23 protein-coding genes are annotated in these 20902 nt (G+C 67.2%); 12 read left to right on the forward strand and 11 right to left on the reverse strand.

The annotated features are described in order from the left end of the window. Nucleotides 1-93 precede the first annotated feature (93 nt). The gene (locus EYZ64_RS09180; protein WP_135453160.1) at nucleotides 94-4611 is read right to left on the reverse strand and encodes an ATP-dependent helicase; all 4518 of its coding nucleotides are present in this window, start codon (nucleotides 4609-4611) and stop codon (nucleotides 94-96) included. A 36-nt stretch (nucleotides 4612-4647) separates the two neighbouring features. Next, complete coding sequence (locus EYZ64_RS09185; RefSeq protein WP_135453161.1) at nucleotides 4648-5301, reverse strand: TetR/AcrR family transcriptional regulator; 654 nt, start codon at nucleotides 5299-5301, stop codon at nucleotides 4648-4650. 99 nt (nucleotides 5302-5400) lie between these two features. Here EYZ64_RS09185 and EYZ64_RS09190 point away from each other — a divergent pair, with 99 nt between their 5' ends. Both EYZ64_RS09190 and EYZ64_RS09195 read left to right on the forward strand, forming a co-directional pair. Continuing rightward, on the forward strand, nucleotides 5401-6795 hold the full coding sequence (locus EYZ64_RS09190) for a cytochrome P450 (RefSeq protein WP_135453162.1): 1395 nt from the start codon (nucleotides 5401-5403) through the stop codon (nucleotides 6793-6795). Nucleotides 6796-6874: 79 nt separating this feature from the next. Continuing rightward, complete coding sequence (locus tag EYZ64_RS09195; protein ID WP_135453163.1) at nucleotides 6875-8326, forward strand: lipase maturation factor family protein; 1452 nt, start codon at nucleotides 6875-6877, stop codon at nucleotides 8324-8326. Here the strand turns inward: EYZ64_RS09195 and EYZ64_RS09200 are convergent. Genes EYZ64_RS09200 through EYZ64_RS09210 form a run of 3 tightly spaced genes read right to left on the reverse strand, consistent with a single transcriptional unit; the run spans nucleotide 8306 to nucleotide 10476 of the window. Continuing rightward, on the reverse strand, nucleotides 8306-9109 hold the full coding sequence (locus EYZ64_RS09200) for an SDR family NAD(P)-dependent oxidoreductase (protein WP_135453164.1): 804 nt from the start codon (nucleotides 9107-9109) through the stop codon (nucleotides 8306-8308). The genes EYZ64_RS09195 and EYZ64_RS09200 overlap by 21 nt on opposite strands. 9 nt (nucleotides 9110-9118) lie before the next feature. Further along, nucleotides 9119-10036, reverse strand: a complete 918-nt coding sequence (locus EYZ64_RS09205) for a metallophosphoesterase family protein (RefSeq protein ID WP_135453165.1) — start codon at nucleotides 10034-10036, stop codon at nucleotides 9119-9121. After that, entirely contained in the window at nucleotides 10033-10476 is a 444-nt protein-coding gene (locus tag EYZ64_RS09210) for a cupredoxin domain-containing protein (RefSeq protein WP_135453166.1), read from the reverse strand. The genes EYZ64_RS09205 and EYZ64_RS09210 overlap by 4 nt, the downstream gene beginning before the upstream one ends. Nucleotides 10477-10651: 175 nt before the next feature. Here EYZ64_RS09210 and EYZ64_RS09215 point away from each other — a divergent pair, with 175 nt between their 5' ends. Genes EYZ64_RS09215 through EYZ64_RS09225 form a run of 3 tightly spaced genes read left to right on the forward strand, consistent with a single transcriptional unit; the run spans nucleotide 10652 to nucleotide 12237 of the window. Then, nucleotides 10652-11185, forward strand: coding sequence for an RNA polymerase sigma factor (locus EYZ64_RS09215; protein WP_135453167.1), 534 nt, complete (start codon nucleotides 10652-10654; stop codon nucleotides 11183-11185). Next, nucleotides 11182-11898 carry a Rieske (2Fe-2S) protein gene (locus EYZ64_RS09220; protein ID WP_135453168.1) on the forward strand — a complete coding sequence of 239 codons (717 nt, stop codon included), beginning with the start codon at nucleotides 11182-11184 and terminating at the stop codon, nucleotides 11896-11898. The genes EYZ64_RS09215 and EYZ64_RS09220 overlap by 4 nt, the downstream gene beginning before the upstream one ends. Nucleotides 11899-11958: 60 nt before the next feature. Next, entirely contained in the window at nucleotides 11959-12237 is a 279-nt protein-coding gene (locus EYZ64_RS09225; protein ID WP_135453169.1) for a hypothetical protein, read from the forward strand. A 5-nt stretch (nucleotides 12238-12242) separates the two neighbouring features. On the opposite strand, the gene amaB is transcribed toward EYZ64_RS09225, so the two are convergent. Beyond that, entirely contained in the window at nucleotides 12243-13793 is a 1551-nt protein-coding gene (gene amaB / locus EYZ64_RS09230) for an L-piperidine-6-carboxylate dehydrogenase (RefSeq protein WP_135453170.1), read from the reverse strand. Nucleotides 13794-13838: 45 nt separating this feature from the next. Between amaB and EYZ64_RS09235 the strand changes: the two genes are divergently transcribed. Together EYZ64_RS09235 and lat are read left to right on the forward strand one after the other, a co-directional pair. Continuing rightward, a complete protein-coding gene (locus EYZ64_RS09235) occupies nucleotides 13839-14303 on the forward strand; it encodes an Lrp/AsnC family transcriptional regulator (protein WP_167857760.1) in 465 nt (154 codons plus the stop codon). A 52-nt stretch (nucleotides 14304-14355) separates the two neighbouring features. After that, nucleotides 14356-15690, forward strand: a complete 1335-nt coding sequence (gene lat, locus EYZ64_RS09240; RefSeq protein ID WP_135453171.1) for an L-lysine 6-transaminase — start codon at nucleotides 14356-14358, stop codon at nucleotides 15688-15690. Here the strand turns inward: lat and EYZ64_RS09245 are convergent. Further along, nucleotides 15687-16259 (reverse strand): restriction endonuclease, encoded by a 573-nt coding sequence (locus tag EYZ64_RS09245; protein WP_135453172.1) that lies wholly within the window; start codon nucleotides 16257-16259, stop codon nucleotides 15687-15689. The genes lat and EYZ64_RS09245 overlap by 4 nt on opposite strands. A gap of 72 nt (nucleotides 16260-16331) precedes the next feature. Between EYZ64_RS09245 and EYZ64_RS09250 the strand changes: the two genes are divergently transcribed. Beyond that, nucleotides 16332-17018 (forward strand): PAS and ANTAR domain-containing protein, encoded by a 687-nt coding sequence (locus EYZ64_RS09250; protein WP_135453173.1) that lies wholly within the window; start codon nucleotides 16332-16334, stop codon nucleotides 17016-17018. Nucleotides 17019-17175: 157 nt separating this feature from the next. Here the strand turns inward: EYZ64_RS09250 and mbp1 are convergent, their stop codons facing one another. Both mbp1 and EYZ64_RS09265 read right to left on the reverse strand, forming a co-directional pair. Next, entirely contained in the window at nucleotides 17176-17418 is a 243-nt protein-coding gene (mbp1, locus tag EYZ64_RS09260) for a microaggregate-binding protein 1 (RefSeq protein WP_135453174.1), read from the reverse strand. A gap of 439 nt (nucleotides 17419-17857) precedes the next feature. Beyond that, on the reverse strand, nucleotides 17858-18085 hold the full coding sequence (locus EYZ64_RS09265) for a hypothetical protein (RefSeq protein WP_135453175.1): 228 nt from the start codon (nucleotides 18083-18085) through the stop codon (nucleotides 17858-17860). A 282-nt stretch (nucleotides 18086-18367) separates the two neighbouring features. On the opposite strand from EYZ64_RS09265, the gene EYZ64_RS09270 reads away from it, so the two are divergent. Beyond that, nucleotides 18368-18724, forward strand: a complete 357-nt coding sequence (locus EYZ64_RS09270) for an anti-sigma factor (protein ID WP_286174705.1) — start codon at nucleotides 18368-18370, stop codon at nucleotides 18722-18724. Here the strand turns inward: EYZ64_RS09270 and EYZ64_RS09275 are convergent. After that, nucleotides 18721-19149, reverse strand: a complete 429-nt coding sequence (locus EYZ64_RS09275) for an STAS domain-containing protein (RefSeq protein WP_135453176.1) — start codon at nucleotides 19147-19149, stop codon at nucleotides 18721-18723. The genes EYZ64_RS09270 and EYZ64_RS09275 overlap by 4 nt on opposite strands. Before the next feature lie 274 nt (nucleotides 19150-19423). Further along, the gene (locus tag EYZ64_RS09280; RefSeq protein WP_135453177.1) at nucleotides 19424-20050 is read right to left on the reverse strand and encodes a maleylpyruvate isomerase family mycothiol-dependent enzyme; all 627 of its coding nucleotides are present in this window, start codon (nucleotides 20048-20050) and stop codon (nucleotides 19424-19426) included. Nucleotides 20051-20157: 107 nt separating this feature from the next. Between EYZ64_RS09280 and EYZ64_RS09285 the strand changes: the two genes are divergently transcribed. Genes EYZ64_RS09285 through EYZ64_RS09295 form a run of 3 tightly spaced genes read left to right on the forward strand, consistent with a single transcriptional unit; the run spans nucleotide 20158 to nucleotide 20828 of the window. After that, the gene (locus tag EYZ64_RS09285) at nucleotides 20158-20391 is read left to right on the forward strand and encodes a hypothetical protein (protein ID WP_135453178.1); all 234 of its coding nucleotides are present in this window, start codon (nucleotides 20158-20160) and stop codon (nucleotides 20389-20391) included. Nucleotides 20392-20398: 7 nt separating this feature from the next. After that, nucleotides 20399-20554 (forward strand): DUF6131 family protein, encoded by a 156-nt coding sequence (locus EYZ64_RS09290; protein WP_090432618.1) that lies wholly within the window; start codon nucleotides 20399-20401, stop codon nucleotides 20552-20554. Between the two features lie 16 nt (nucleotides 20555-20570). Then, nucleotides 20571-20828, forward strand: coding sequence for a DUF7218 family protein (locus EYZ64_RS09295; protein ID WP_135453179.1), 258 nt, complete (start codon nucleotides 20571-20573; stop codon nucleotides 20826-20828). Nucleotides 20829-20902 lie beyond the last annotated feature (74 nt).

Raw genomic sequence — 20902 nt, forward strand, 5'->3', positions numbered from 1 at the left:
GCTCAGTATCCCGGTGCCGATCAGACCTCTGCGGTCACGGCGCGCCCCCGATCGACCAGTCATTCTTACTGTGACTTGTAAGAACTCATCCGATCATCGCAGCCGCAAACCGCGCGGGGTGCGGGAAAATCCGGCCCCGGTCAGCGCGTCCTGCACGGCGGCACGGTCCGCGTCGACGCCGGGATCGAGCACCGCGACCCCGTTGATCCGCTCCACCAATAACGACGGCATGCGCCCGGCGCTCACGAGTTCCGCCAGAGCCCCCGCCGCGGCCCGCTGCGTATCGGCGTCCGAGGTGAAGCTGAGCAGGGTCCGGCCGCCGCGCTCCAGGAACCACACCAATTGCCCGTCGACCAGCGCGACCAGGGCTCCGGCTTTGCGGCCGGGCCGGTGCGTGTCGTCGCCGCCGCGTTCCGGCCAGGCCAGTGCCGCTCCGTAGGGATTAGCCGGATCCGTCGCCGCGAGAACGACGGCGTGGAACTCGGGCCGTTGAGGATCAACCCCGTCGAGGTAGGACCGCAACCGGTCGACTGTCGAGGCCGCCGCGAACTGTGCCCCGCCCAGCGACTCCACGAAGTAGCCCCGCTGGCAGCGGCCGGCGTCCTCGAACGCGCTCAGCACCTTGTAAAGGGTGGCGAACCCGCCCGGTACCCCTTCGGCCGCTGCCGCCCCTTTCGTCAGCACTCCGTGCCGGTTGAGCAGCAGCTCGGCCTGGAAGTGGGCTCGTACCGTCGAATCCGGTTCTGCACCAGGCAATGCCGACCACCGGCCGGACACCATCGGATCGGCCGCCCGGGTGTGCGGGCGCGCCACGCTGTAGCGGCTGAGCCGGGGCGGACGTTGGCGTTGCCGGTGCGCCGGCGTCCCGGACCGCCGAGGACCGCTCAGCATCGCGCGCACGGGCGCGAACGTGTCCCCGGTGACCCATCCGGCCCAGATCAGCTCCCACAGCGCGGTTTTCAGCTCAGGCTCGCCGGCAGTATCGGTGAGTTGCCGGAAGAAGTACGCCCCGCCGTGCCCCAGCGTCTCCATGATCGCCCGGTGGGTATCGGTGAACTCGATCTCGGCGGGCACGGGCAGCGTCAACGGCGCGGTCTCGGCCAGATGGAAAGTCGCCCAGCCGTCACTGCCGCCGATCTGGCCGGCGCCCGACCACATCACTTCACCGGAGGCGAGCAGCTCGTCGAGCATGGCCGGTTGATAATCGCGGACCCGTTGTCCGAAGACGAGCGACTCCACCGCCGATGCGGGAACGGGAACGCCGGCCAACTGCTCGATCACCGCGGCCAGCCCGTCGATACCCGCACTGTGGGTCGATCCGACGTGTTGCCAGGCAGGCAGGAAGCGACCGTAGGCCGCCGTGCTGACCGGTTCGACCTGAGCACGCAGCGCGGCCAGGGAGCGGCGGCGCAGGATCCTCAGTACTTCGGCGTCGCACCACTGATCGCCGGCGAGATCGTCGACGAATTCACCGCGCACCAGCCGGCCGTCGACAGCCATGCGACCCAACACATCCGCGGTCACCCGAAGACCCAACCCGAACCGGGCGGCCACCTCGGTGGTGGTGAACGGCCCGTGGGTGCGGGCGTAACGGCCGATCAGGTCTCCGAGCGGGTCGTCGACGGATTCGGTGAATGCCGCGGGCACCCCGACCGGCACCGGCGCGCCGACCCCGTCGCGCAACAGGCCGATGTCTTCGACCGCCGCCCACCAGGTCTGGCCGCCATAGGTCACCGGCAGCGCACGCTTGGCGGCGTGCAGCCCGTCGAGCCAGCCGCCGATCGTGTCGGTGGTGGCGCGTGCGGCGATCTCGGCCTCGGTGAGCGGACCGAGCATCCGCAGCAGATCTGCCACCGCCTCGGCGTCGCGCGCCGCGCGCTCCTCGGTCAGGTGTTGCAGTTGCGCGGACGTCGACGCGACCACCGCCGGGTCCAGCAGTTCGCGCAACTCGACGCGCCCCAGCAATTCGGACAGCAGCACGGTGTCCAGTGCCAGCGCCGCGGCCCGTCGCTCGGCCAGTGGGCTGTCGCCCTCGTACATGAACGCGCCCACATAGCCGAACAGCAGCGATGCGGCGAACGGTGACGGGGTGGCGGTTTCTACCTCGACCACCCGCACCCGACGCTGCGCCACCCGCCGCATCAGCTCGGTCAGGGCGGGCACGTCGTAGACGTCCTGCAGGCATTCCCGCACTGTTTCCAGCACGATCGGGAAGTCCGGGTACTTGCGGGCGATGTCGAGCAGTTGTGCGGCGCGCTGCCGTTGATGCCACAGCGGGGAACGTTTGCCCGGGTGCCGGCGTGGCAGCAGCAGAGCACGGGCGGCGCACTCACGGAACCGGGACGCGAACAACGCCGAGCCGCCCACCTCCGCGGTGACGATGGGCTCGACCTCGTCGGCGTCGAACACGAACAGGTCTGCGCCCGGAGGGTTTTCGCCGCTGTCGGGCAGTCGCACGATAATGCCGTCGTCGGAGGCGGTCGGCTTCTCGTCGATACCGTAGCGTTCCCGCAGCCGTCGGCCCACCGCGAGGGCGAGTGGTCCGTGGACCCGCAGCCCGTACGGGGAATGGAGGATCACCCGCCAGTCACCGAGCTCGTCCCGGAAGCGCTCCACCACGAAGGTGCTGTCGCTGGGGACCACACCGGTGGCCTCCCGCTGATCGTGCAGCAGCTGATACAGGTTGTCGGTGGCGAATCCGGCGAAACCCATTGCCTGGCAGCGCTCATCGAACTCAGCGCGGCCCAGTGTGGCCAGTTCGCCGGTGAACGCCCCGACGGCCGCGCCCAGCTCGGCGGGCCGGCCCACGCTGTCGCCGCGCCAGAACGGCAACCGGGCGGGCTGGCCCGGCGCCGGGATGACCAACACCCGATCGTGGGTGATCTCCGTGATCCGCCAACTGGTGGCGCCAAGGGAGATGACATCACCCGGGCGTGACTCGTAAACCATCTCCTCATCGAGTTCGCCTACCCGGGACGGTTTTTCGGAATCGGTGGCCAGGTAGACGGTGAACAGTCCGCGGTCGGGGATGGCCCCGCCGGAGGTGACGGCCAGGCGCTGCGCGCCCGGGCGGGCGGTGAGCGTTCCGTGGTCGCGGTCGTACACGAGCCGCGGCCGCAGCTCGGCGAACTCGGTGGACGGATACTTCCCGGACAGCAGGTCGAGGGTGGCCTCGAAGGCGCTGCGCGGCAACGTGGCAAACGGTGCGCTGCGCCGGACCGCGTCGAACCAGGCGTCGGCATCCACCGGCTCCAGGGCGGCGACGGCCACCGTGTGCTGGGCCAGCACGTCGAGCGGATTGGCCGGGACATGCATCGTCTCGATGTCACCGGAGCGCATGCGCTGCACCGTCACCGCACAGCCGATCAGATCGGTCCGGTGCTTGGGGAGCAGCACGCCCTGAGAGATCTCGCCGACCTGATGCCCGGCACGCCCGATGCGTTGCAGCCCACTGGCCACCGACGGCGGTGATTCGACCTGGATCACCAGATCGACGGCACCCATGTCGATGCCCAACTCCAGGCTGGAGGTGGCGACCACGGCGCGCAGCCGACCGCTTTTGAGATCGTCCTCGACCTGGGCCCGCTGCTCCTTGCTGACCGAACCGTGGTGCGCCCGGGCCAGCAGTGGCGGCGCGCCGTTCGCCTGGCCGCTGGCCATGAGCTGAGCCGGGGCGCCGCCCCCGACCTGCGGGTTACGGTCCAGCGAGAGCTCGATTCCGGCACGTTCGGCATGAATCTCGTTGAGCCGTGAGGTCAGCCGCTCGGCCAGCCGGCGGGAATTGGCGAACACGATCGAGGACTGGTGCGCCTCGATCAGGTCCACGATGCGCTCCTCTACATCGGGCCAGATGCTGTTGTTGTCGAGGTTGGCCATGTCCGGAACCGGAACCTGGACCGAGAGGTCGAAGGTCTTCGCGGCAGGCGGGGCCACGATGGTGGTGGGCGCCTGCCCGGACAGGAACCGGGCCACCTCCTCGGGCGGCCGCACGGTCGCCGACAATCCGATCCGCTGGGCCGGCTTGTCGAGAAGCTGATCCAGCCGTTCCAGTGAGAGTGCCAGGTGCGCACCGCGTTTGGTGGCGGCGACGGCGTGAACCTCGTCGACGATCACGGTCCGCACCGATGCCAGCGTCTCGCGCGCCGCCGAGGTCAGCATCAGGAACAGTGACTCCGGGGTGGTGATCAGGATGTCTGGCGGCTTGCTCAGCATCGCGCGGCGTTGACTGGGCGTGGTGTCCCCGGAACGGACCCCGACGCTGATCGACGGGGCGGGCACTCCGTGGCGCTCGGCGACCCGCGTGATCCCGGTCAGCGGGGTGCGCAGGTTCCGCTCGACGTCGACGGCCAACGCCTTGAGCGGCGACACGTACAGCACCGTCGTGCCCGACCGCGGGTCGGCGTGGGTCCGGGCCAACTCGTCGATGGCCCACAGGAACGCGGCGAGGGTCTTGCCCGAGCCGGTGGGGGCGATGACCAGGGTGTTGTGGCCCTCGGCGATGGCGGACCACGCCTGTGCCTGAGCGGCCGTCGGCGCCGGGAAGGCAGCCGTGAACCACTCCCGGGTCAGTGCACTGAACCGGGCCAGCGGATCGACCGGCGTGGTGGCCACCTAGCCATACTGCCGCGCGGCACCGACAAGTGGGCGTCAGCGGTGTTCAGGGGCGGCAGCGCAGAGCAGTTCGGCGGGCAGTCCGGGCACTCGGCCGATGGCATCGAGCAGGGCGTGCGCACAACTGTCGGCGACGAAGCCCGCATCGATCGACGGATCCTTGAGCCGTTGCCGGCACATCTCGAAGGTCAGTGCCAGCCAGCCGTACACGGTGGCCCGCAGGTCGCGCTCGACCTTGGCGTCCAGCGGTTCGGACACCGCGTCGCCGATCCGGCCCATGATCCGGTCGGCCTGCCGGTCGTTGTCGACGTCGTCGACGCCGCGCAGCACGGGGTCGGTGCGGCCCAGGCCCATGTACGCCGCCCACGCACCGTGCGGATGCTCCTCGTCATAGCGCAGGTAGGCAAGCACGCCGGCGCGCAGCTGGCCGAACAGGCTCTGGCCAGGCTCGGGAGGGGTACTGGTGGCCTCGAACAGGCGCTCGCCCTCGGCCTGCACCACGGCGGCGAAGAAGGCCCGCTTGTCGGGGAAGTAGTGGTACATCAGGGCCCGGGACACCCCGGCGCGTTCGGCGATCTCGTCGATGCGGACCTCGTCGTACGGTCGTTGGCCGAACACTTCGGCTCCCAGCGCCAGCAGCTCGTTGCGTCTGTCGGCGGGGGACAGCCGGCGTCTCGACTCGGCACCCACGTCTGCAGCTTAACTTGCAGGGCCGCTCATCCCCGGCGAAGCGACTTCCTCGCGCCTCCTTACTTGACACATGTACAACAAGGGCGGAATCCTGGTGGCATGACCGTCTCGGGTGTGCGGACCTCACCTTCTGCGGGGGCCAAGTACCCGAGACTGCCCCACCCGCCGCGACGGGTGCCGCTGCTCGGCGACGTGCTCGGACTGCAGCCCGACTCGTCGATGCAGAACGCGATGGGGATGGCCGAGCTGGGGCCGATCTGCGAATTCCGGTTCCTGGGTGCCCGCTACGTGGTCGTCACCGGTGCCGACGCGGTCGCCGACCTCAACGACGAGGCCCGGTTCTGCAAGCATGTGGGACCCGACATCGAGGCACTGCGGATCGTCGGCGGCGACGGGCTGTTCACCGCGTACAACGACGAACCGAACTGGCACAAGGCCCATCAGCTCCTGATGCCGGCATTCAGCCAGGCCGCGATGCGCCGCTACCACGGCGTGATGTTCGACGTTGCCGGGCAGCTGACCGACCGCTGGGATCAGCGGGCCGCCGAGGGCGACACCGTCGATGTCTCGGCCGACACCACCAGGGTGACGTTGGAGACCATCGGGCGGTGCGCGGCCGGATATTCGTTCGGATGCTTCCAGGACGACGCGATGCACCCGTTCGTCGCGCACATGGTGTCCGCGCTTCTGGCGGCTGACCGCCTCGGGGTGCTCCGCGAAACCTTCCTCCCCGCCTTCGCCTACCGGCGTTACGAGCGCCGGGTCCGCAGCGATGCGAAGTACCTGCATGAGTTGGCCGACGACATCGTCGCCGGCCGGCGCGCGCAGCAGTCGGGCAGCCACGACGACCTGCTGCAGATCATGCTGGGGTCCGACCTCGACGCTGCGAACATCCGCTATCAGCTGATCAATTTTCTGATCGCCGGGCACGAGACCACATCTGGCGCATTGTCATTCGCGCTGTATTTCCTGTCGCAACATCCGGATGTGTTCGCCCGCGTCCGCACCGAGGTGGACGAGGTGTGGGGCGATGAAGCGCGACCGGAGTTCGAGAAGATCGCCAAACTACGGTATGTCCGGCGGGTTCTCGACGAATCGCTGCGATTACAGCCGACGGTGCCGGCGTACTACCGCGCCGCTCGCCACGACACCGTGCTCGCCGGAATCCACCCGATGCGCGAGGGGGATTGGGCGCTGGCGCTGACCTCGACCCTGCACCGCGACCCCCGCTGGGGCCCCGACCCGGACGCATTCGATCCGGACCGGTTCACACCGGAACAGATGCGGGCCCGGCCTGCTGGCCTGTACAAGCCGTTCGGCACCGGTGAAAGATCATGCATCGGAAGGCAATTCGCACTGCACGAGGCGGTTCTGATGCTGGCGGTGCTGATCCGGCGCTATGACCTGACGGCTGATCCGGACTACACGCTGCAGGTACAGGAGCGCCTGACCATGATGCCGTCCAATTTCCGGCTGGGTCTGCGACGGCGCTAGCTCGCCGTACGAGGCGTGAATCGCCCCGAATCGGGGTACCGTCATCGTGGATAGACCCGCAACGTCGGCAGGTCCGCGTATGGAATGGTTCAACGCAGACGAATATTGGTTGGCCAGACAGGTGTTGCAGCGGGGGACCGCCGCGATCTACCTGATCGCGTTCATTGCGGCGGCCCGGCAGTTCCGCGGGCTCCTCGGTGCGCGGGGGCTGCTCCCGATACCCCGTTTTCTGGCCGCCAATTCGTTCCGGCGCGCCCCGAGCCTGTTCCAGTTCCACTACTCGGACCGCTTCTTCGCCGCGGTGTGCGCAACCGGCGCGGTGCTTTCGGCGGCACTGGTGGCCGGCGCCGGAGATCTGGTGCCGCTGTGGGCCGCGATGCTCGCCTGGCTACTGCTGTGGGTGCTGTACCTGTCGATCGTCAACGTCGGGCAGACTTGGTACTCGTTCGGGTGGGAATCCCTTCTGCTCGAAGCCGGGTTCCTGGTGATGTTCCTGGGCAACGACGACGTCGGGCCCCCGCTTCTGGTGATATGGCTGGCCCGCTGGCTGCTGTTCCGCGTCGAGTTCGGTGCGGGACTGATCAAGCTGCGCGGTGACCCGTGCTGGCGCAACCTGACCTGCCTGTACTACCACCACGAGACACAGCCCATGCCCGGGCCGCTGAGCTGGTTCTTCCACCACCTGCCCAAGCCGCTGCACCGAATCGAGGTGGCCGGCAACCACTTCGCCCAACTCGTCGTGCCGTTCGCCTTGTTCGCCCCGCAGCCCGTGGCCAGCGGGGCGGCGATCGTCGTGGTCATCACCCAACTGTGGCTGGTGGCATCGGGCAACTTCGCCTGGCTCAACTGGGTCACCATCGTCCTGGCGTTCGGCGCGCTCTCGGATTCCACTGCCGCGGTGGTATTCCCGGTCTCTGAACACCAATTCGGACCAACCCCAACATGGTTCGTCGTCGTGGTGGTCGGGTTCGCGGTCGCGGTGGCAGCTCTCAGCTACTGGCCCGCACGCAACCTCGTCTCCAAACGGCAGCGGATGAACGCCTCCTACAACCACTATCACCTGGTGAACTCCTACGGGGCGTTCGGCACCGTCGGCCGCACCCGCGATGAGGTGGTGTTGGAGGGCACCTCGGACCCGCGTTTGACGGATCACACCGTCTGGAAGGAGTACGAATTCAAGGGCAAGCCAGGCGATGTCCATCGGTGGCCGCGCCAGTTCGCGCCCTACCATCTGCGGCTGGACTGGCTGATGTGGTTCGCTGCCATCTCGCCGGCATATGCCCACGGCTGGCTGCGCATGCTGCTGACCCGGCTCCTGGAGAATGACCGAGACACGCTGAAGCTGCTGCGGTGCAACCCATTCCCCGATGAACCGCCGCGCTATGTCCGGGCCAGGCTGTACCGGTACGAGTTCAGCACCTGGACCGAACTGCGCCGCGACCACGTCTGGTGGCACCGCATCTCGCTGGGCGTGTACGTCCCGCCGCAAACCTTGCCTTCTGCCGGGCGCTCATCGGCCGGCGCGCAGTGACCGCTGGTAACGGCGCATCCCCGCGATCCACCGGTCGTAGTCGGAGCCCTTGTGGCGGTACATGTCGAGCACCTGCGGGTGGGGGAGCACCAGAAATGTGTCCGACCGCACCGCCGCCACGGTGGCCGCCGCGACATCATGGGCACTGATCACGTCGCCGGACTGCACGATCGACGCCGCGCCGGCCGCGGAATCCGGATCCGCCGAAGCGCGCACCGCGTCGAGCAGCGGGGTGGCGACCCCCAACGGGCATACACAGCTGACCCCGATGCCGTCATCGCCGTACGTGATGGCCAGCCATTCGGCGAATCCGACCGCGGCGTGCTTGGTGACGGCGTATCCGGCCGCGCCGATCTGGGACAGCAGACCGGCGGCCGAGGCGACCGACACGAAGTACCCGCCGCCGCGCGACCGCCATTGCGGGACAAGCACTTGCGCAGCTCGGACGTGGGAGCGCAGGTTGACGTCCAGGATCGAATCCCAATCCTCGTCGGTGCCGAGACCCGGCGCGCCGATGATTCCGGCGTTGGCGACGTAGATGTCGACGGGGCCGAACTCGGTGGCGGTCAGGGCCTCGATGTCCGCCGTGACACCGGCGTCGGCCCGGACTCCCAGAGCCTGCCCGCCGCCGGAACAGATCTGCGCGGCGGTCTGTTCGGCCGACTCCTGATGGAGGTCGGCGGCCACCACACGGGCGCCTTCCGCGGCGAACGATTCGGCCAGTGCGCGGCCGATGCCTGATCCGGCACCGGTGATGACCGCGACCGAGTTCTCAATCTGCATGCCTCCTGCTTACAGCCGATCCTCCTTGAGAGCCAGAGCCGAGGTGCCCTTGGTGTAGCTGACTTCCCGGATCCCCAGGACATCGTGCAGGCGGCCGGCCGGGAGGGTCACCGGTTTCGGTGCCGGCCCGTCGCCGGGATGCGGCAGCGGATAGGCCGTGGTGGTGCCGCTGTAGAACGTCACATTGCCCTCGGTTTTCGAGAACAGCTGGTGGACATGCCCGTTGAGGCAGGTGACCGAGGAGAACCGGCGCAGGTGGCTCAGGGCCTGGGCGGAGTCGTCGGTACCCCAGCCCCAATCCGGGTACATCGCGAACAACGGCATGTGGCTGAACACCACGATCGGGGTGTCCGAGGACAACGGGGCAACGTCCTTCTCGATGAAGTCGAGCTGATCGGCACCGAGGTGTCCGAGCTTCTTCAGATTCAACGTGTTGACCAGTCCGATGACATGCACCCCGGCGATGTCGAAGCTGTACCAACCGTCGCCGCGGGTGCCTGCGCCGAACACCGACCGGTACTTCTGGCCCGCATCGTCGACGGAGTCGTGTTCACCCGGCACGGTGAAGACGTGCGGTGTGTTGAGTCCCTGCATCATCTGCTTGACCTGGTCGAACTGGGCGGGAGTGGACAGGTGGGTGAGATCGCCGGTGTGGATCACGAAATCCGGTGTGTAATCCAGCGAGTTGATCTGCGCGATGGCCCGGCCGAATGACCCGGCCACATCGGTGTTGGCCGCGCCGGTGAATCCGATATGGCTGTCTGAGATCTGAGCGAAACGCACCGTCGGCCCCGCGACGCCGGCGGTGTGCGAGGTGGCCGCGTGAGAGACGACCTCGCCACCGACCACGACGAGACCGACCGCGGCACCGAACCAGGCGCCGTGCCGGATGAGCTGGCGCCGCGTCATGGTGTGGGGATCGGTCATGGTGTCACCACCACGGTGCCGTGCATGACGGGATGGATCGAGCAGATGTAGTCATAGCTGCCCGGATTGGTGAAGGTGAAGCTGAAGGTGGCGTTGGCGCCCATGCCGGGGGAGCGGAAGGAACCGTCCCCGGCGGCGACGGTGTGCGGTTCCTCATCGTGGTTGGTCCACGTCACCGTGTCGCCGCGGTGGACCGTCAGGGTGGCGGGGGCGAATGCGAAGTTGTCGATGCTCACCGCGGTGCCGGCGACCGGGGCGGGAGCTGTGCTCATCGGTGCTGCCGGGCTCATCGGCGCCATTTCGTGCATCGGGGCCATGCCGACCGATGTGCCACCGCCGAAGTCCACGGTCGGCGGTGCTGTGGGCGGCGTGCTCGAGCACGCGGACGCCGTCGCCACCAGGGCGGCGATAACGGCAGATGTCGGGAATCGTCGGACCATCGGGACCTCCGTTGTCTCTCAAAGCGGTGCAAACCGGTCACCAGGAGATAGCGCACCGGGTTACACGGGTGGATGCTGATGGGGTGCGAACGGCGTTCGCGTGTAACCGCCCGCCCTATCTAGGTGTGCGGAGCCCTGTGTCGGACTCCGCGCGACGAAAGGTGGGTGGCCGGTGATGGTCCGACGTGACCGCCCCGAGCTGCGGATCGTGCCCGAGGGGTGTTACCCCAGCTGGGAAGCCGTCTACGACGACAACGTGACGTGGGTGTACCGGCTGCTCTACGCGCGGCTCGGCAGCCGCTCCGACGCCGAGGACCTCACCTCCGAGGTGTTCCTGGCTGCGCTTCGGCCGCTGCGGCTCTCGGCGAGCGTGGCCGAGGTCCGGTCGTATCTGCGTGCCACCGCCCGCACCGTGCTCGCGGCGCATTGGCGGGCCACCATGGGACGCGAGATCACCGTCATCGACGACGATGTGGCCGCGCCTGACCCGGGCCCGGACGGCGAGACCAGTACCGCGCCGCAGCGCGTGGCCGCAGTGCTGGGGCAACTGCCGCCGCAGTACCGCCGGGTGCTGGAACTACGTTTTCTGCAGGGCCGTTCGGTGCGGGAGTCGGCGAATGACATGGGAGTAAGCGTCGCCAATGCGAAGGTGTTGCAGCACCGGGCGTTGCGATTGGCCGCTCAGATCAACGAGGGAGAGTCACGGTGACCAGGCGCGGGGTACGCAAATACGTCGACGATCTACTCGCCGGGCGACGACCGGGATCCTTCCCTGCCGACGATTTCGACGCCGCCCAGATCCGCACGGCAATCGAGCTGCGGGCCGCCCAGCCCGATGCCGACGAGCCTCGGCCCGAGTTCGTGGACGACCTCAAGGACCGTATCGCCCAACAGTTTTCCCCGGAGCAGCCGGATGAACCGGGCCCGACCCGCCAGGGTCCGTCGGCGACGCGGCGGCAGGTGATCGTCGGCACCGCTGCGGCGGCGACCGCAGCGGTGGCGGTCGTCTCGATCGAGCACGTGATGACCGGCCGGGGTGCGTCGCCGGGTTCCGAACAGGCCGGATCCGAACTGGTGCCCAGTGAAGGTGCATGGTTGCCGGTGGCGAACAGCGCTGACCTGGTGGAGGGGTCGGTGTTGCCGTTCGACCTATCGACGGTGTCGGGATTCGTGCGCCGGGTAGCGGGCGGCAACGTGGAGGCGGTGTCCGGGGTGTGCACCCACCAGGGCTGCAAGCTGTGGTTCGACAACTCCGCCGACAGTCTGCGCTGCCCGTGCCACGTGACGTCCTTCTCACCCGCCGGCCAGGTGCTCACGCATCAACTTCCGATCGCGCCGAAGCCCCTGCCGCACTTCGAAGTCCGGGAACGGGACGGGAATGTCGAGGTGCTGGCGCCGCAACCGCCGCCCCGGCCGGCCTGAGCCGGTGTAACCACCGCGCATATCGATAGGTGAAACCTACGGATGCGGGAGGTCCACCAGATGAACAGATCGATATGGGCAATTGCGGTGGCGGCGGGGCTCGTCAGCGCCGCTGTGCCGGCCGGCCCGGCGTCGGCAGCACCCACCGGCGGCACCAAGGCCCCCGATGTGGTGCGAGAGCTGACCGCGGCCGGCTATGCCGTGCAGATCAACGGGGACAACGGAGTTCCGCTGTCACAATGCACGGTGACCGATGTGCACGGGGTGCCCGCGTCGCGTACCAGCGCGCTGCAGTTCACCACCGTGTACGTCGACGTCGAGTGCGAGCAAGAAGGCTGAGCCGCCTACCCGAAGTGCACGCCCTGGGCCAGCGGCAGCTCCGAGGAGTAGTTGACCGTGTTGGTCGCGCGGCGCATGTACGCCTTCCACGCATCCGACCCGGACTCGCGGCCTCCGCCGGTGTGTTTCTCACCGCCGAACGCGCCGCCGATCTCGGCGCCGGACGTCCCGATGTTGACGTTGGCGATCCCGCAGTCGGATCCGTCGGCTGCCATGAACCGCTCGGCTTCGCGCACGTCGGTGGTGAAGATCGCCGATGAAAGACCCTGCGGTACCGCGTTGTTCAGCGAGATCGCATCGTCGATATCGTCGTAGGTCAGCACGTAGAGGATCGGGGCGAAGGTCTCGGTGTGCACGACCGCGGTCTGCGCGGGCATCCGGACCACCGCGGGGGCGGCATAGAACGCACCCTCGTCGCCGAGGTCGTGACGCTCACCGCCGAACACCTCGCCGCCGTCGGCACGGGCCTCCTCCAGCGCCCCGACCATGTCCCGGTAGGCGCGGGTGTGAATGAGCGGACCGACCAGGGTTCCGTCCACGCTCGGGTCACCGATGGGCAGGCTCTGATAGGCCGAGACGATCCGGGACACCAGGTCGTCGGCGACAGAGGAGTGCACGATCAACCGGCGCAGCGTCGTGCACCGTTGCCCGGCGGTGCCCGCGGCGGAGAATACGATGGCCCGCACCGCGAGGTCCAGATCGGCCGAGGGGGTCACGATCGCGGCGTTGTTGCCGCCGAGTTCGAGCAGTACCTTGCCGAACCGGGCGGCGACCCTTGGTCCGACCTGTCGGCCCATCCGCACCGAGCCCGTGGCGCTGACCAGGGCGACCCGTGGATCGTCGACCAGTCGCTCACCCAACTCGCGCCCGCCCAGGATGAGCCGGCTCACCGCCGCGGGCGCACCGACATCGGTCGCAGCTCTTTCGATCAGGGCCTGGCAGGCGATCGCGGTGAGCGGGGTCAGCTCCGAGGGTTTCCAGACCACGGTGTCGCCGCAGACCAGCGCGACCGCGGTGTTCCACGCCCACACCGCCACCGGGAAGTTGAACGCGGTGATCACGCCGACGACGCCCAGCGGATGCCAGGTCTCCATCAGCCGGTGTCCGGGACGTTCGGACGCGATGGTGCGGCCGTACAACTGGCGGGAGAGGCCGACGGCGAACTGGCAGATGTCGATCATCTCCTGCACCTCGCCAAGTGCCTCGGAGGTGATCTTGCCCGCCTCCACCGTCACCAGGGTCGCCAGATCTGACTTGTGTTCGACGAGCAGCTCGCCCAGGCGTGCCACCAATGCACCGCGCACCGGTGCCGGGGTCGTGCGCCAGGTCGAAAAGGCTTGTGCGGCATCGGCGATCGCGGAATCGACCTGTTCAGGACTGTCTTCGGACAGGGTGAACAACACATCGCCGCTGATCGGTGTGCTGGCATGCAGGCCGGGTCCCGGGGATGTCGGCTCGCCGAGTTCCGCCCGCGCACCGACAGCCTCCAAGGCCTGGCGCACCCGCCGGCGCAGCTCCTCTGCGGTAGGGAGATCGGTCCGTTCGGTGGTGGTCATCGTGTGCCTTTCTGGTTCGCTGCGGTGCCGGATACAGTGCGGGCCATGGGTGAAGCCGACGAATACGTGCTGGACGACACCGACCGGACCCTGGCCCGCGCGCTCGCCGCTGACGGCAGGGCCACGCTGGCGCAGCTGGCATCGGCGGCCGGGCTGTCGGTATCGGCGGTGCAGGCGCGGGTGCGCCGGTTGGAGTCGCGAGGTGTCGTGACCGGATACGCCGCACGACTCAACCCCGAGGCGTTGGGCAACATGCTCTCGGCGTTCGTCGCCATCACTCCTCTCGATCCGTCCCAACCCGATGATGCACCCGCGCGGTTGCAGCACATCCCCGAAATCGAATCGTGCCACTCGGTGGCGGGCGAGGAGAGCTACGTCCTGCTGGTCCGGGTTGCCTCGGCCCGGGGCTTGGAGGACCTGCTCCAGCGGATCAGGACCGCGGCCAACGTCCGAACGCGCAGCACCATCATTTTGCAGACATTTTACAGTGGTAGAGACTACATTCCGTAACAGTTCCTGCTGTAGGGGGTAACGGCCGTAAAGATTCCGTTAGTATGGCGGCATGACCGCAGTGCTGACGACTACTCCGCACGTAACGCCAGACCGGGTGCGAGCGGTCCTGGCGCGCAGCGTCCTGACCGACGGTTTCGACTTCGTCCTCGACCTGGACCGCTCCCGGGGGGCCTACCTGGTGGATGCGCGCACCGGCGCACGCTTCCTGGACATGTTCACGTTCTTCGCCTCGTCTGCACTCGGGATGAACCATCCGGCGCTGGCCGCGGATGAAGATTTCCGCACCGAGTTGGGCCGGGTGGCGGTCAACAAGCCGAGCAATTCCGACATCTACAGCGTGCCGCTGGCCCGTTTCGTCGACACCTTCCGCCGCGTGCTCGGCGACCCGGACCTGCCGCATCTGTTCTTCGTCGACGGCGGAGCCCTGGCGGTCGAGAACGCGCTCAAGGTGGCATTCGACTGGAAGAGCCGGCACAACGAGGCCCGCGGGATCGACCCTGCACTGGGTACCAAGGTGCTGCACCTGCGCGGGGCGTTCCACGGCCGCAGCGGATACACCATGTCGCTGACCAACACCGATCCGGTCAAGGTGGCCCGCTTCCCGAAGTTCGACTGGCCCCGCATCGACGCCCCGTACGTGCGGCCCGGTCTGGATATCGCCGCACTCGAAGCTGATTCGCTGCGCGCGGCCAGGGCTGCGTTCGAGGCCAACCCGCACGACATCGCCTGCTTCATCGCCGAGCCGATCCAGGGTGAGGGCGGTGACCGGCACATGCGGCCGCAGTTCTTCGCCGCGATGCGTGAGCTGTGCGACGAGTTCGACGCTCTGCTGATCTTCGACGAGGTGCAGACCGGGTGCGGGGTCACCGGAACTGCCTGGGCCTACCAGCAATTGGGGGTCACCCCGGATGTGGTCGCCTTCGGGAAGAAGACGCAGGTGTGTGGGGTGATGGCGGGTCGCCGAGTGGACGAGGTCGCCGACAACGTCTTCAGCGTGAGCTCGCGGATCAACTCCACGTGGGGCGGCAACCTGGTGGACATGGTGCGCTCACGACGAATCCTCGAAGTCATCGAGTCCGAGGAGCTGTTCCGCGCCGCCGCGGTGACCGGTGATTATCTGCTCGGTCAGTTAGCGGCGCTGGCAACGGATTTCTCTGACACAGTGCTCGCGCCACGTGGCCGAGGCCTGATGTGTGCGTTCAGCCTGCCCACCACTGCCGCACGTGACGAGCTGGTTCGGCGGTTGTGGGACCGTCGCGTCATCATGCTGCCGAGCGGCACCGATTCGGTACGGTTCCGGCCCGCGCTGACCGTCACGCGCAAGGAGATCGACGAATGTCTCGACGCCGTGCGGGAGGCGCTGCGATCACCGCTGGCGGGCTAGGGCTGGTCGGTGGCCGGTTCTGAAGATGCCGCGCGGCGCAGGATCGACTTGAGCCTGGGGAGGTCGGCTCCGCCCACCAGATCGCAACCGTGAAGTTCGGCGAGTTTACGTGCAGCCGGGGTGAATTCGTTGTTGGTGACCACCATGGTCCTGCTGCAGTCCTGCATCGGCGCGCCTGCGACAACCTCCTGCACGGCGCCCGCGCCCACCGGCCGTGACAGTCGTTTGCATTGCACGGCGATCCGATTCGGCCGGTGTCCGACGATCAGATCCACGCCCCAGTCCCCGGTGAGCGGAGTCATGATCACCGGCAACCCACAGGTTCGGGCCACATGGGCCACATGGTCCTCGAATTCCAGCCCGGTCATCTCGGTCGTCGGCTGCTCACGGGCGCTGGGCGTGCTCGCGCCCCGGAATGCGCCCAGCAGGAACCGCGGAGTCGCCGCCAAGGCCAGTGGCACCGCGACACCGATCGCCAGGCTCCATGCGGCGTCGACGCCGGCGACGTGACTCGCGAACGCGGCCGCCGCGCCGGCCGCGATGAAGAGCTTGATCCTGAGCCGTCTCACGGCGTCGAATGTAAATGTCACGTGTGACAAATACGGTGAGCCGGCGTCAGCTCCGCGCGATAATCTCAAGCTGTGACGAGTGAGCCCACCACGGGAAACGCCGAGTCGCCGATCGCGCACGCACTTGCCGGCGGCGAGCCGCAGCGTGTCGGTTGGTTCCGGTTCTACTTCGCCGATGAGCGCTGGGAGTGGTCACCCCAGGTGGAGCGGATGCACGGATATGAGCCGGGTACGGTGCAACCGACGACCGAGCTGGTGCTCTCCCACAAGCACCCCGAGGACTACGGACAGGTGGCGGCGACGCTGCTCGAGATCCGGCGCACCTCCGGCGCGTTCAGCACCCGGCACCGGATCATCGATACAGCCGGCGATGTCCACCATGTCGTCGTCGTGGGGGATCAGCTCTTCGACGATGCCGGCGCGGTCATCGGAACACATGGTTTCTATGTCGACGTCTCACCGTCGATCACGCAGGCACGGGAGGACGCCGTCAGCGAGGTGGTGGCCGAGATCGCGGAGGCCCGTGGTGCTATCGAGCAGGCCAAGGGCATGCTGATGCTGATCTACCGGATCAATGCGGATGCGGCGTTCGAACTGCTGAAGTGGCGGTCGCAGGAAACCAACACCAAGCTGCGGCTGTTGGCCGAACAGCTGGCAGAGGATTTCCTGAATCTCGATTACAGCGAGACGCTTCCCAGCCGCGCGGTCTTGGACCGGTTGCTGCTCACCACCCACCTGCGGGTCAGCCCGGAGGTTTAGCCCGACTCCGGGTGGTGGATCGCCAGCGCGCACCTACGCGTGCGGCGTATCGAAGAACGTTGGTACACAGAGCATCCCGACGTGATCAGGCATTCGAGATGGCCCAGCCAATGGCGGCTGGGCCATCTCTTCAAACAGGCCGGGGCTCGCGCTCCAACTAGGGGCGCTGGCTGGCCTGCTCGCGTTTCTCGGCGGCTTTGGCGCCCGCCCGGGCGGCTTCGGCTTCGGCTTCCTTCTTGGCGACGTCCTTCTGGGCGTCGGCCTTGTCCTGCTGGGCTTTACCCTCGCGGACCAGATCTTCGCGACCGGTCACGGTACCGACAGCTTCCTTGGCCTTGCCCTTCACGTCCTCGACGGCGCCCTTGACGGCTTCTTGAGGTCCTGAGTTCTTCTCGGTCATGCTTACCTTTCCGCTACTGGAGTGGATTGGTGATCACCGCACGGCTTCTCCGCGCATCCTCCTGGATTCCCGAATGGGCCCGTACTAAACGTGAGGTGACGAATCCGGTGTTGGTGCTGGATATTTCGCCTCGTGCGGAGACCCCCGTCGCAGCGGTGGTTTGGGTGCCGCTCCCGGTTTGTGAGCGTCCTTGTCCGGGTATTCCGAAGCAGAATGAGAATTGAGGTCAGTCATGTCCGGGGCAGCACAACCCGATCGGTGCGGGTTAGAGCTCGTCTTCGAGCGGATCGCCGAGGTTATCGATTGGCAACATAGGCGTGCTCTGATCGAGCAGGCCTATGTCGAACAGGTATGGCATTGCCCGGGTCACGCGATAGCTGACCGCGCAGGGCCGGAGAGCGGCCACCGCGCAGCGTGATGTGGCCGGATCAACGGGTGATCACTCGACGGGCGGTGTTTCGCCACCTTCGCGCTCGAACTCGTCGAGACCCGGATCCTCCGCGACCACTTCACGTTGTTCTTGCCAGTCCTGATCCGTCGCCTCCAGCGGCGGGCTGTCCAGATCGGAGACCGGGGCTTCGGCGTCCGCCACCGGTTCGCTCTGCTCACGCTGCTGCTCGAGCGCATCGGCCAGGGGCACCTCGTCGGGCACGTTGTTGCGTGTCATACGGCCGGAATACCCAGTGGGCCCTTGATCAAACGCTTCCCGTAGCCCGGCCCGCCGACGACGCTGCGGCGCAGCCTCATTGAGTCCGGCTCTTCGGTTTAGTCACCGGATGGCTGTGGGTACGCGACGAATATGTCATCGTCAGGCCGCGCACCGAGGCACCCGCTGACTCTGCTGCACGGTCAGCGAATTCCCCTCCGGGGATCTGGTCACATCAGCGGACCACGAGCGGTGGAACTCCGGGTGCCCGCCCGAACTGAGGCACTGGCCGTAGTGAGGGCAATGACGGGCTGCCTGGCCGACTATGAGGATCTGAGCGGCGACACGGCTGCCGACTTGGCCTTGGCGGTGGATGAAGCCTGCACCGTGCTGATCGGCCTGGCTTCGCCCGGAGCCACTCTCGCGCTGGTCGAACACCCCCGCGCACGGGAGCTGAGTGTTCGGGTGTCGACCATCTGCGACAGTGTCGACAGCGACGCCGACAGCGTCTTGAGCGGTTTCAGTCGCCGGGTCCTCGAAGCGCTCACCGACGAGGTCGACACCTTCGTCGACGACGCTGACTTCAGGCGCCGGGGCAGCGGCCGGGTGGTCGGCATCTCGCTGACCATCCGGCGGGATTGGGCCTCAGCGAGCCGTTAGCGATGCACGTCCACCATCTGCAGCTGCCGTGGCTGATTGCGCAGCATCGACAGGGCGGTAGGCAGGCCGGTGGAGGTCGGAAGGGCGCAGGCGGGATCGCAGATGCCCAGCACCCGGGACACCGCGGTGCTGGGAATCAACACCCAGTCGATATTCTCCCCGGCGCAGCGCACATTGAGGGTATGCAGGCAGGCGAAACAACCTGCGCCGAAAAACTCGACCTCGGTCATGTCCAGGACGAGCTGTCCGCTCGGCCTGCTGTTCCGGATTCCGCATTCGGTCAGCTCAGCGGCATTGGACGCGTCCAGCTCACCGTGGACGCTGATCACGGCGGTGGCCGGCCACAACCATTGGGCACAGAATTCCGCGCGGGTGTGATCGTTGGCACGTGGTGTGGCTCGTTTCGCCACGTTGATGGTGGACATTTGGGTTGACTCCTCAGTATGAAAACTGTGGTGACGTCACGTTTCGGGTTCTGTGGGCTCAAAACCCTGGGTGCGGGAGCCTCACGACCCTGCACCCGATGACGATTCCGGGGCGGCTGTGAACTCAACCTGTTTTGGGACTTTACCCCTCATCCTGGGCTCGAACAATCGATCCGGGGTTCCGTGTGAACCTTCTGTCGCTTCGGTCACATGCGCCACACCGATACCTCCGGTATCCGGAAGGAATTGGGGCGCAACGCGATCGACGTCGGGGTCAGAGGCGGTCGAGCAGGGTTCTCGCGCCGGTACCCGTGAGTTCCTCGGCGGCCTGCCGGCGGCCGGTCATGGCCAGCAGCAACGCCTCGCCGGTTCCGGTGACTTCGGGGCCGCTACCATGCTCCCACTCGATATCGTTGGCGTGCAGTCGAAGTCCTCTGATTCGCCGGCCCGCCCCGAGCCGCGGGTTGCCCGGTACGAGGGGCAGGATTCGTCGCAGGCGCTGCGCCGGCACGGCGCGGGGGCGGTCGAGTGCACGGCGGATGTCCTGATGATGGACGGTGCCGTCGACCAATCCGATCATTCCGCCGAATCCCGCGGTCAGCCCCTGCGGCCGCAGATGCTGGTTGAGGAACTCGAGCAGTTCATCGGTGGACATGGTCGAGTATTCGGCGACACCGACCTCGTTGGCCCGCACGATCCGACCCTTCGCGAATCGCTTGAGCAATCCCGCAGGACCCAGATCCTCGTAGCTGATGACGTGTGCCACAACGTCTTTCACTGTCCATCCCGCGCACAGCGATTCGGTCTGCCATTGCGCAGCGGTCAGGGTGGCGAGGAATTCGGCAAGGTCGGTTCGCTCGTCACGTGCCAGGTCCATGAGTGACGGCTCGTCGGCGTTCATCGCGATGCCTCCTGTGAACGTGGACTCTACGCTTGCCGTGGTCCCGGATTGGGGCGCGATGTCGGCCGCACGTTTGACCCACGCGTCAGCGGGGTACATCGCATGCCATGAGACTTGGTGGATTGTTCGGAACACTCGTGCTCATCTGGTTGATCATCGGCGTGGTGGCAGCCTGGCAGCGCGACTATTTCCATGGTGGATCAACTAACTGCGCGACCGCCGGGGCCATAGCGCTGACGGTCCTCGCCGGCCCGCTCAACTATGCGGGCGTCAATCCGAAGGTGGACGAGTGCCGTTTGCCGCAACCCAGCGCGATGGAATCCATCGCCGCCCTGAATTGAGGTCGCCATGATTGTTCTCGGGGCAATTCTGCTCATCCTCGGCTTGATCTTGAATGTTTACCTGCTCTGGGTGGTGGGCGTGATCCTGCTGGTCATCGGCGGGGTGTTCTGGCTGCTCGGCGCGGTCGGACGGCCGGTCGCCGGGCGGCGAAGCTGGTACTGACAGAGGAGGTAGCTCGATGCCGAATCCGTCGATCAAGGACGAGAAGCTCTACGAGGAGCTGCGGGACGAAGGCAATTCGAAGGAAAAGGCCGCGCGGATCTCCAACGCCGCTGCCGCCAGGGGTCGTTCGAGCGTTGGCCGCTCCGGCGGCAAGTCCGGTTCCTATGCCGACTGGACCGTCGACCATCTGCGCAGCCGGGCGAAAGATCTTGGCATCAAAGGGTATTCCGACAAGAAGAAGCGCGAGCTGATCGGGATGCTCCGAAACCACTGATCCCTGGCCGGAGGGGAGGCCGGCCCACGGCCCCGCTGCACCGGAGCGGGGCCGTGGTGTTCGGCCTGAGTCCA

This window comes from Mycobacterium sp. DL99 (genome assembly GCF_004762045.1).
GTDB lineage: Bacteria > Actinomycetota > Actinomycetes > Mycobacteriales > Mycobacteriaceae > Mycobacterium.

Excerpts from the sequence above, each read along its gene's own strand:
- EYZ64_RS09190 (WP_135453162.1), top strand. The coding sequence starts at position 5,401 with ATGACCGTCTCGGGTGTGCGGACCTCACCTTCTGCGGGGGCCAAGTAC.
- EYZ64_RS09195 (WP_135453163.1), top strand. The coding sequence starts at position 6,875 with ATGGAATGGTTCAACGCAGACGAATATTGGTTGGCCAGACAGGTGTTG.
- EYZ64_RS09200 (WP_135453164.1), bottom strand. The coding sequence starts at position 9,109 with ATGCAGATTGAGAACTCGGTCGCGGTCATCACCGGTGCCGGATCAGGC.
- EYZ64_RS09205 (WP_135453165.1), bottom strand. The coding sequence starts at position 10,036 with ATGACCGATCCCCACACCATGACGCGGCGCCAGCTCATCCGGCACGGC.
- EYZ64_RS09210 (WP_135453166.1), bottom strand. The coding sequence starts at position 10,476 with ATGGTCCGACGATTCCCGACATCTGCCGTTATCGCCGCCCTGGTGGCG.
- EYZ64_RS09215 (WP_135453167.1), top strand. The coding sequence starts at position 10,652 with ATGGTCCGACGTGACCGCCCCGAGCTGCGGATCGTGCCCGAGGGGTGT.
- EYZ64_RS09225 (WP_135453169.1), top strand. The coding sequence starts at position 11,959 with ATGAACAGATCGATATGGGCAATTGCGGTGGCGGCGGGGCTCGTCAGC.
- amaB (WP_135453170.1), bottom strand. The coding sequence starts at position 13,793 with ATGACCACCACCGAACGGACCGATCTCCCTACCGCAGAGGAGCTGCGC.
- EYZ64_RS09235 (WP_167857760.1), top strand. The coding sequence starts at position 13,839 with ATGGGTGAAGCCGACGAATACGTGCTGGACGACACCGACCGGACCCTG.
- lat (WP_135453171.1), top strand. The coding sequence starts at position 14,356 with ATGACCGCAGTGCTGACGACTACTCCGCACGTAACGCCAGACCGGGTG.
- mbp1 (WP_135453174.1), bottom strand. The coding sequence starts at position 17,418 with ATGACCGAGAAGAACTCAGGACCTCAAGAAGCCGTCAAGGGCGCCGTC.
- EYZ64_RS09265 (WP_135453175.1), bottom strand. The coding sequence starts at position 18,085 with ATGACACGCAACAACGTGCCCGACGAGGTGCCCCTGGCCGATGCGCTC.
- EYZ64_RS09270 (WP_286174705.1), top strand. The coding sequence starts at position 18,368 with ATGACGGGCTGCCTGGCCGACTATGAGGATCTGAGCGGCGACACGGCT.
- EYZ64_RS09275 (WP_135453176.1), bottom strand. The coding sequence starts at position 19,149 with ATGTCCACCATCAACGTGGCGAAACGAGCCACACCACGTGCCAACGAT.
- EYZ64_RS09280 (WP_135453177.1), bottom strand. The coding sequence starts at position 20,050 with ATGAACGCCGACGAGCCGTCACTCATGGACCTGGCACGTGACGAGCGA.
- EYZ64_RS09285 (WP_135453178.1), top strand. The coding sequence starts at position 20,158 with ATGAGACTTGGTGGATTGTTCGGAACACTCGTGCTCATCTGGTTGATC.
- EYZ64_RS09290 (WP_090432618.1), top strand. The coding sequence starts at position 20,399 with ATGATTGTTCTCGGGGCAATTCTGCTCATCCTCGGCTTGATCTTGAAT.
- EYZ64_RS09295 (WP_135453179.1), top strand. The coding sequence starts at position 20,571 with ATGCCGAATCCGTCGATCAAGGACGAGAAGCTCTACGAGGAGCTGCGG.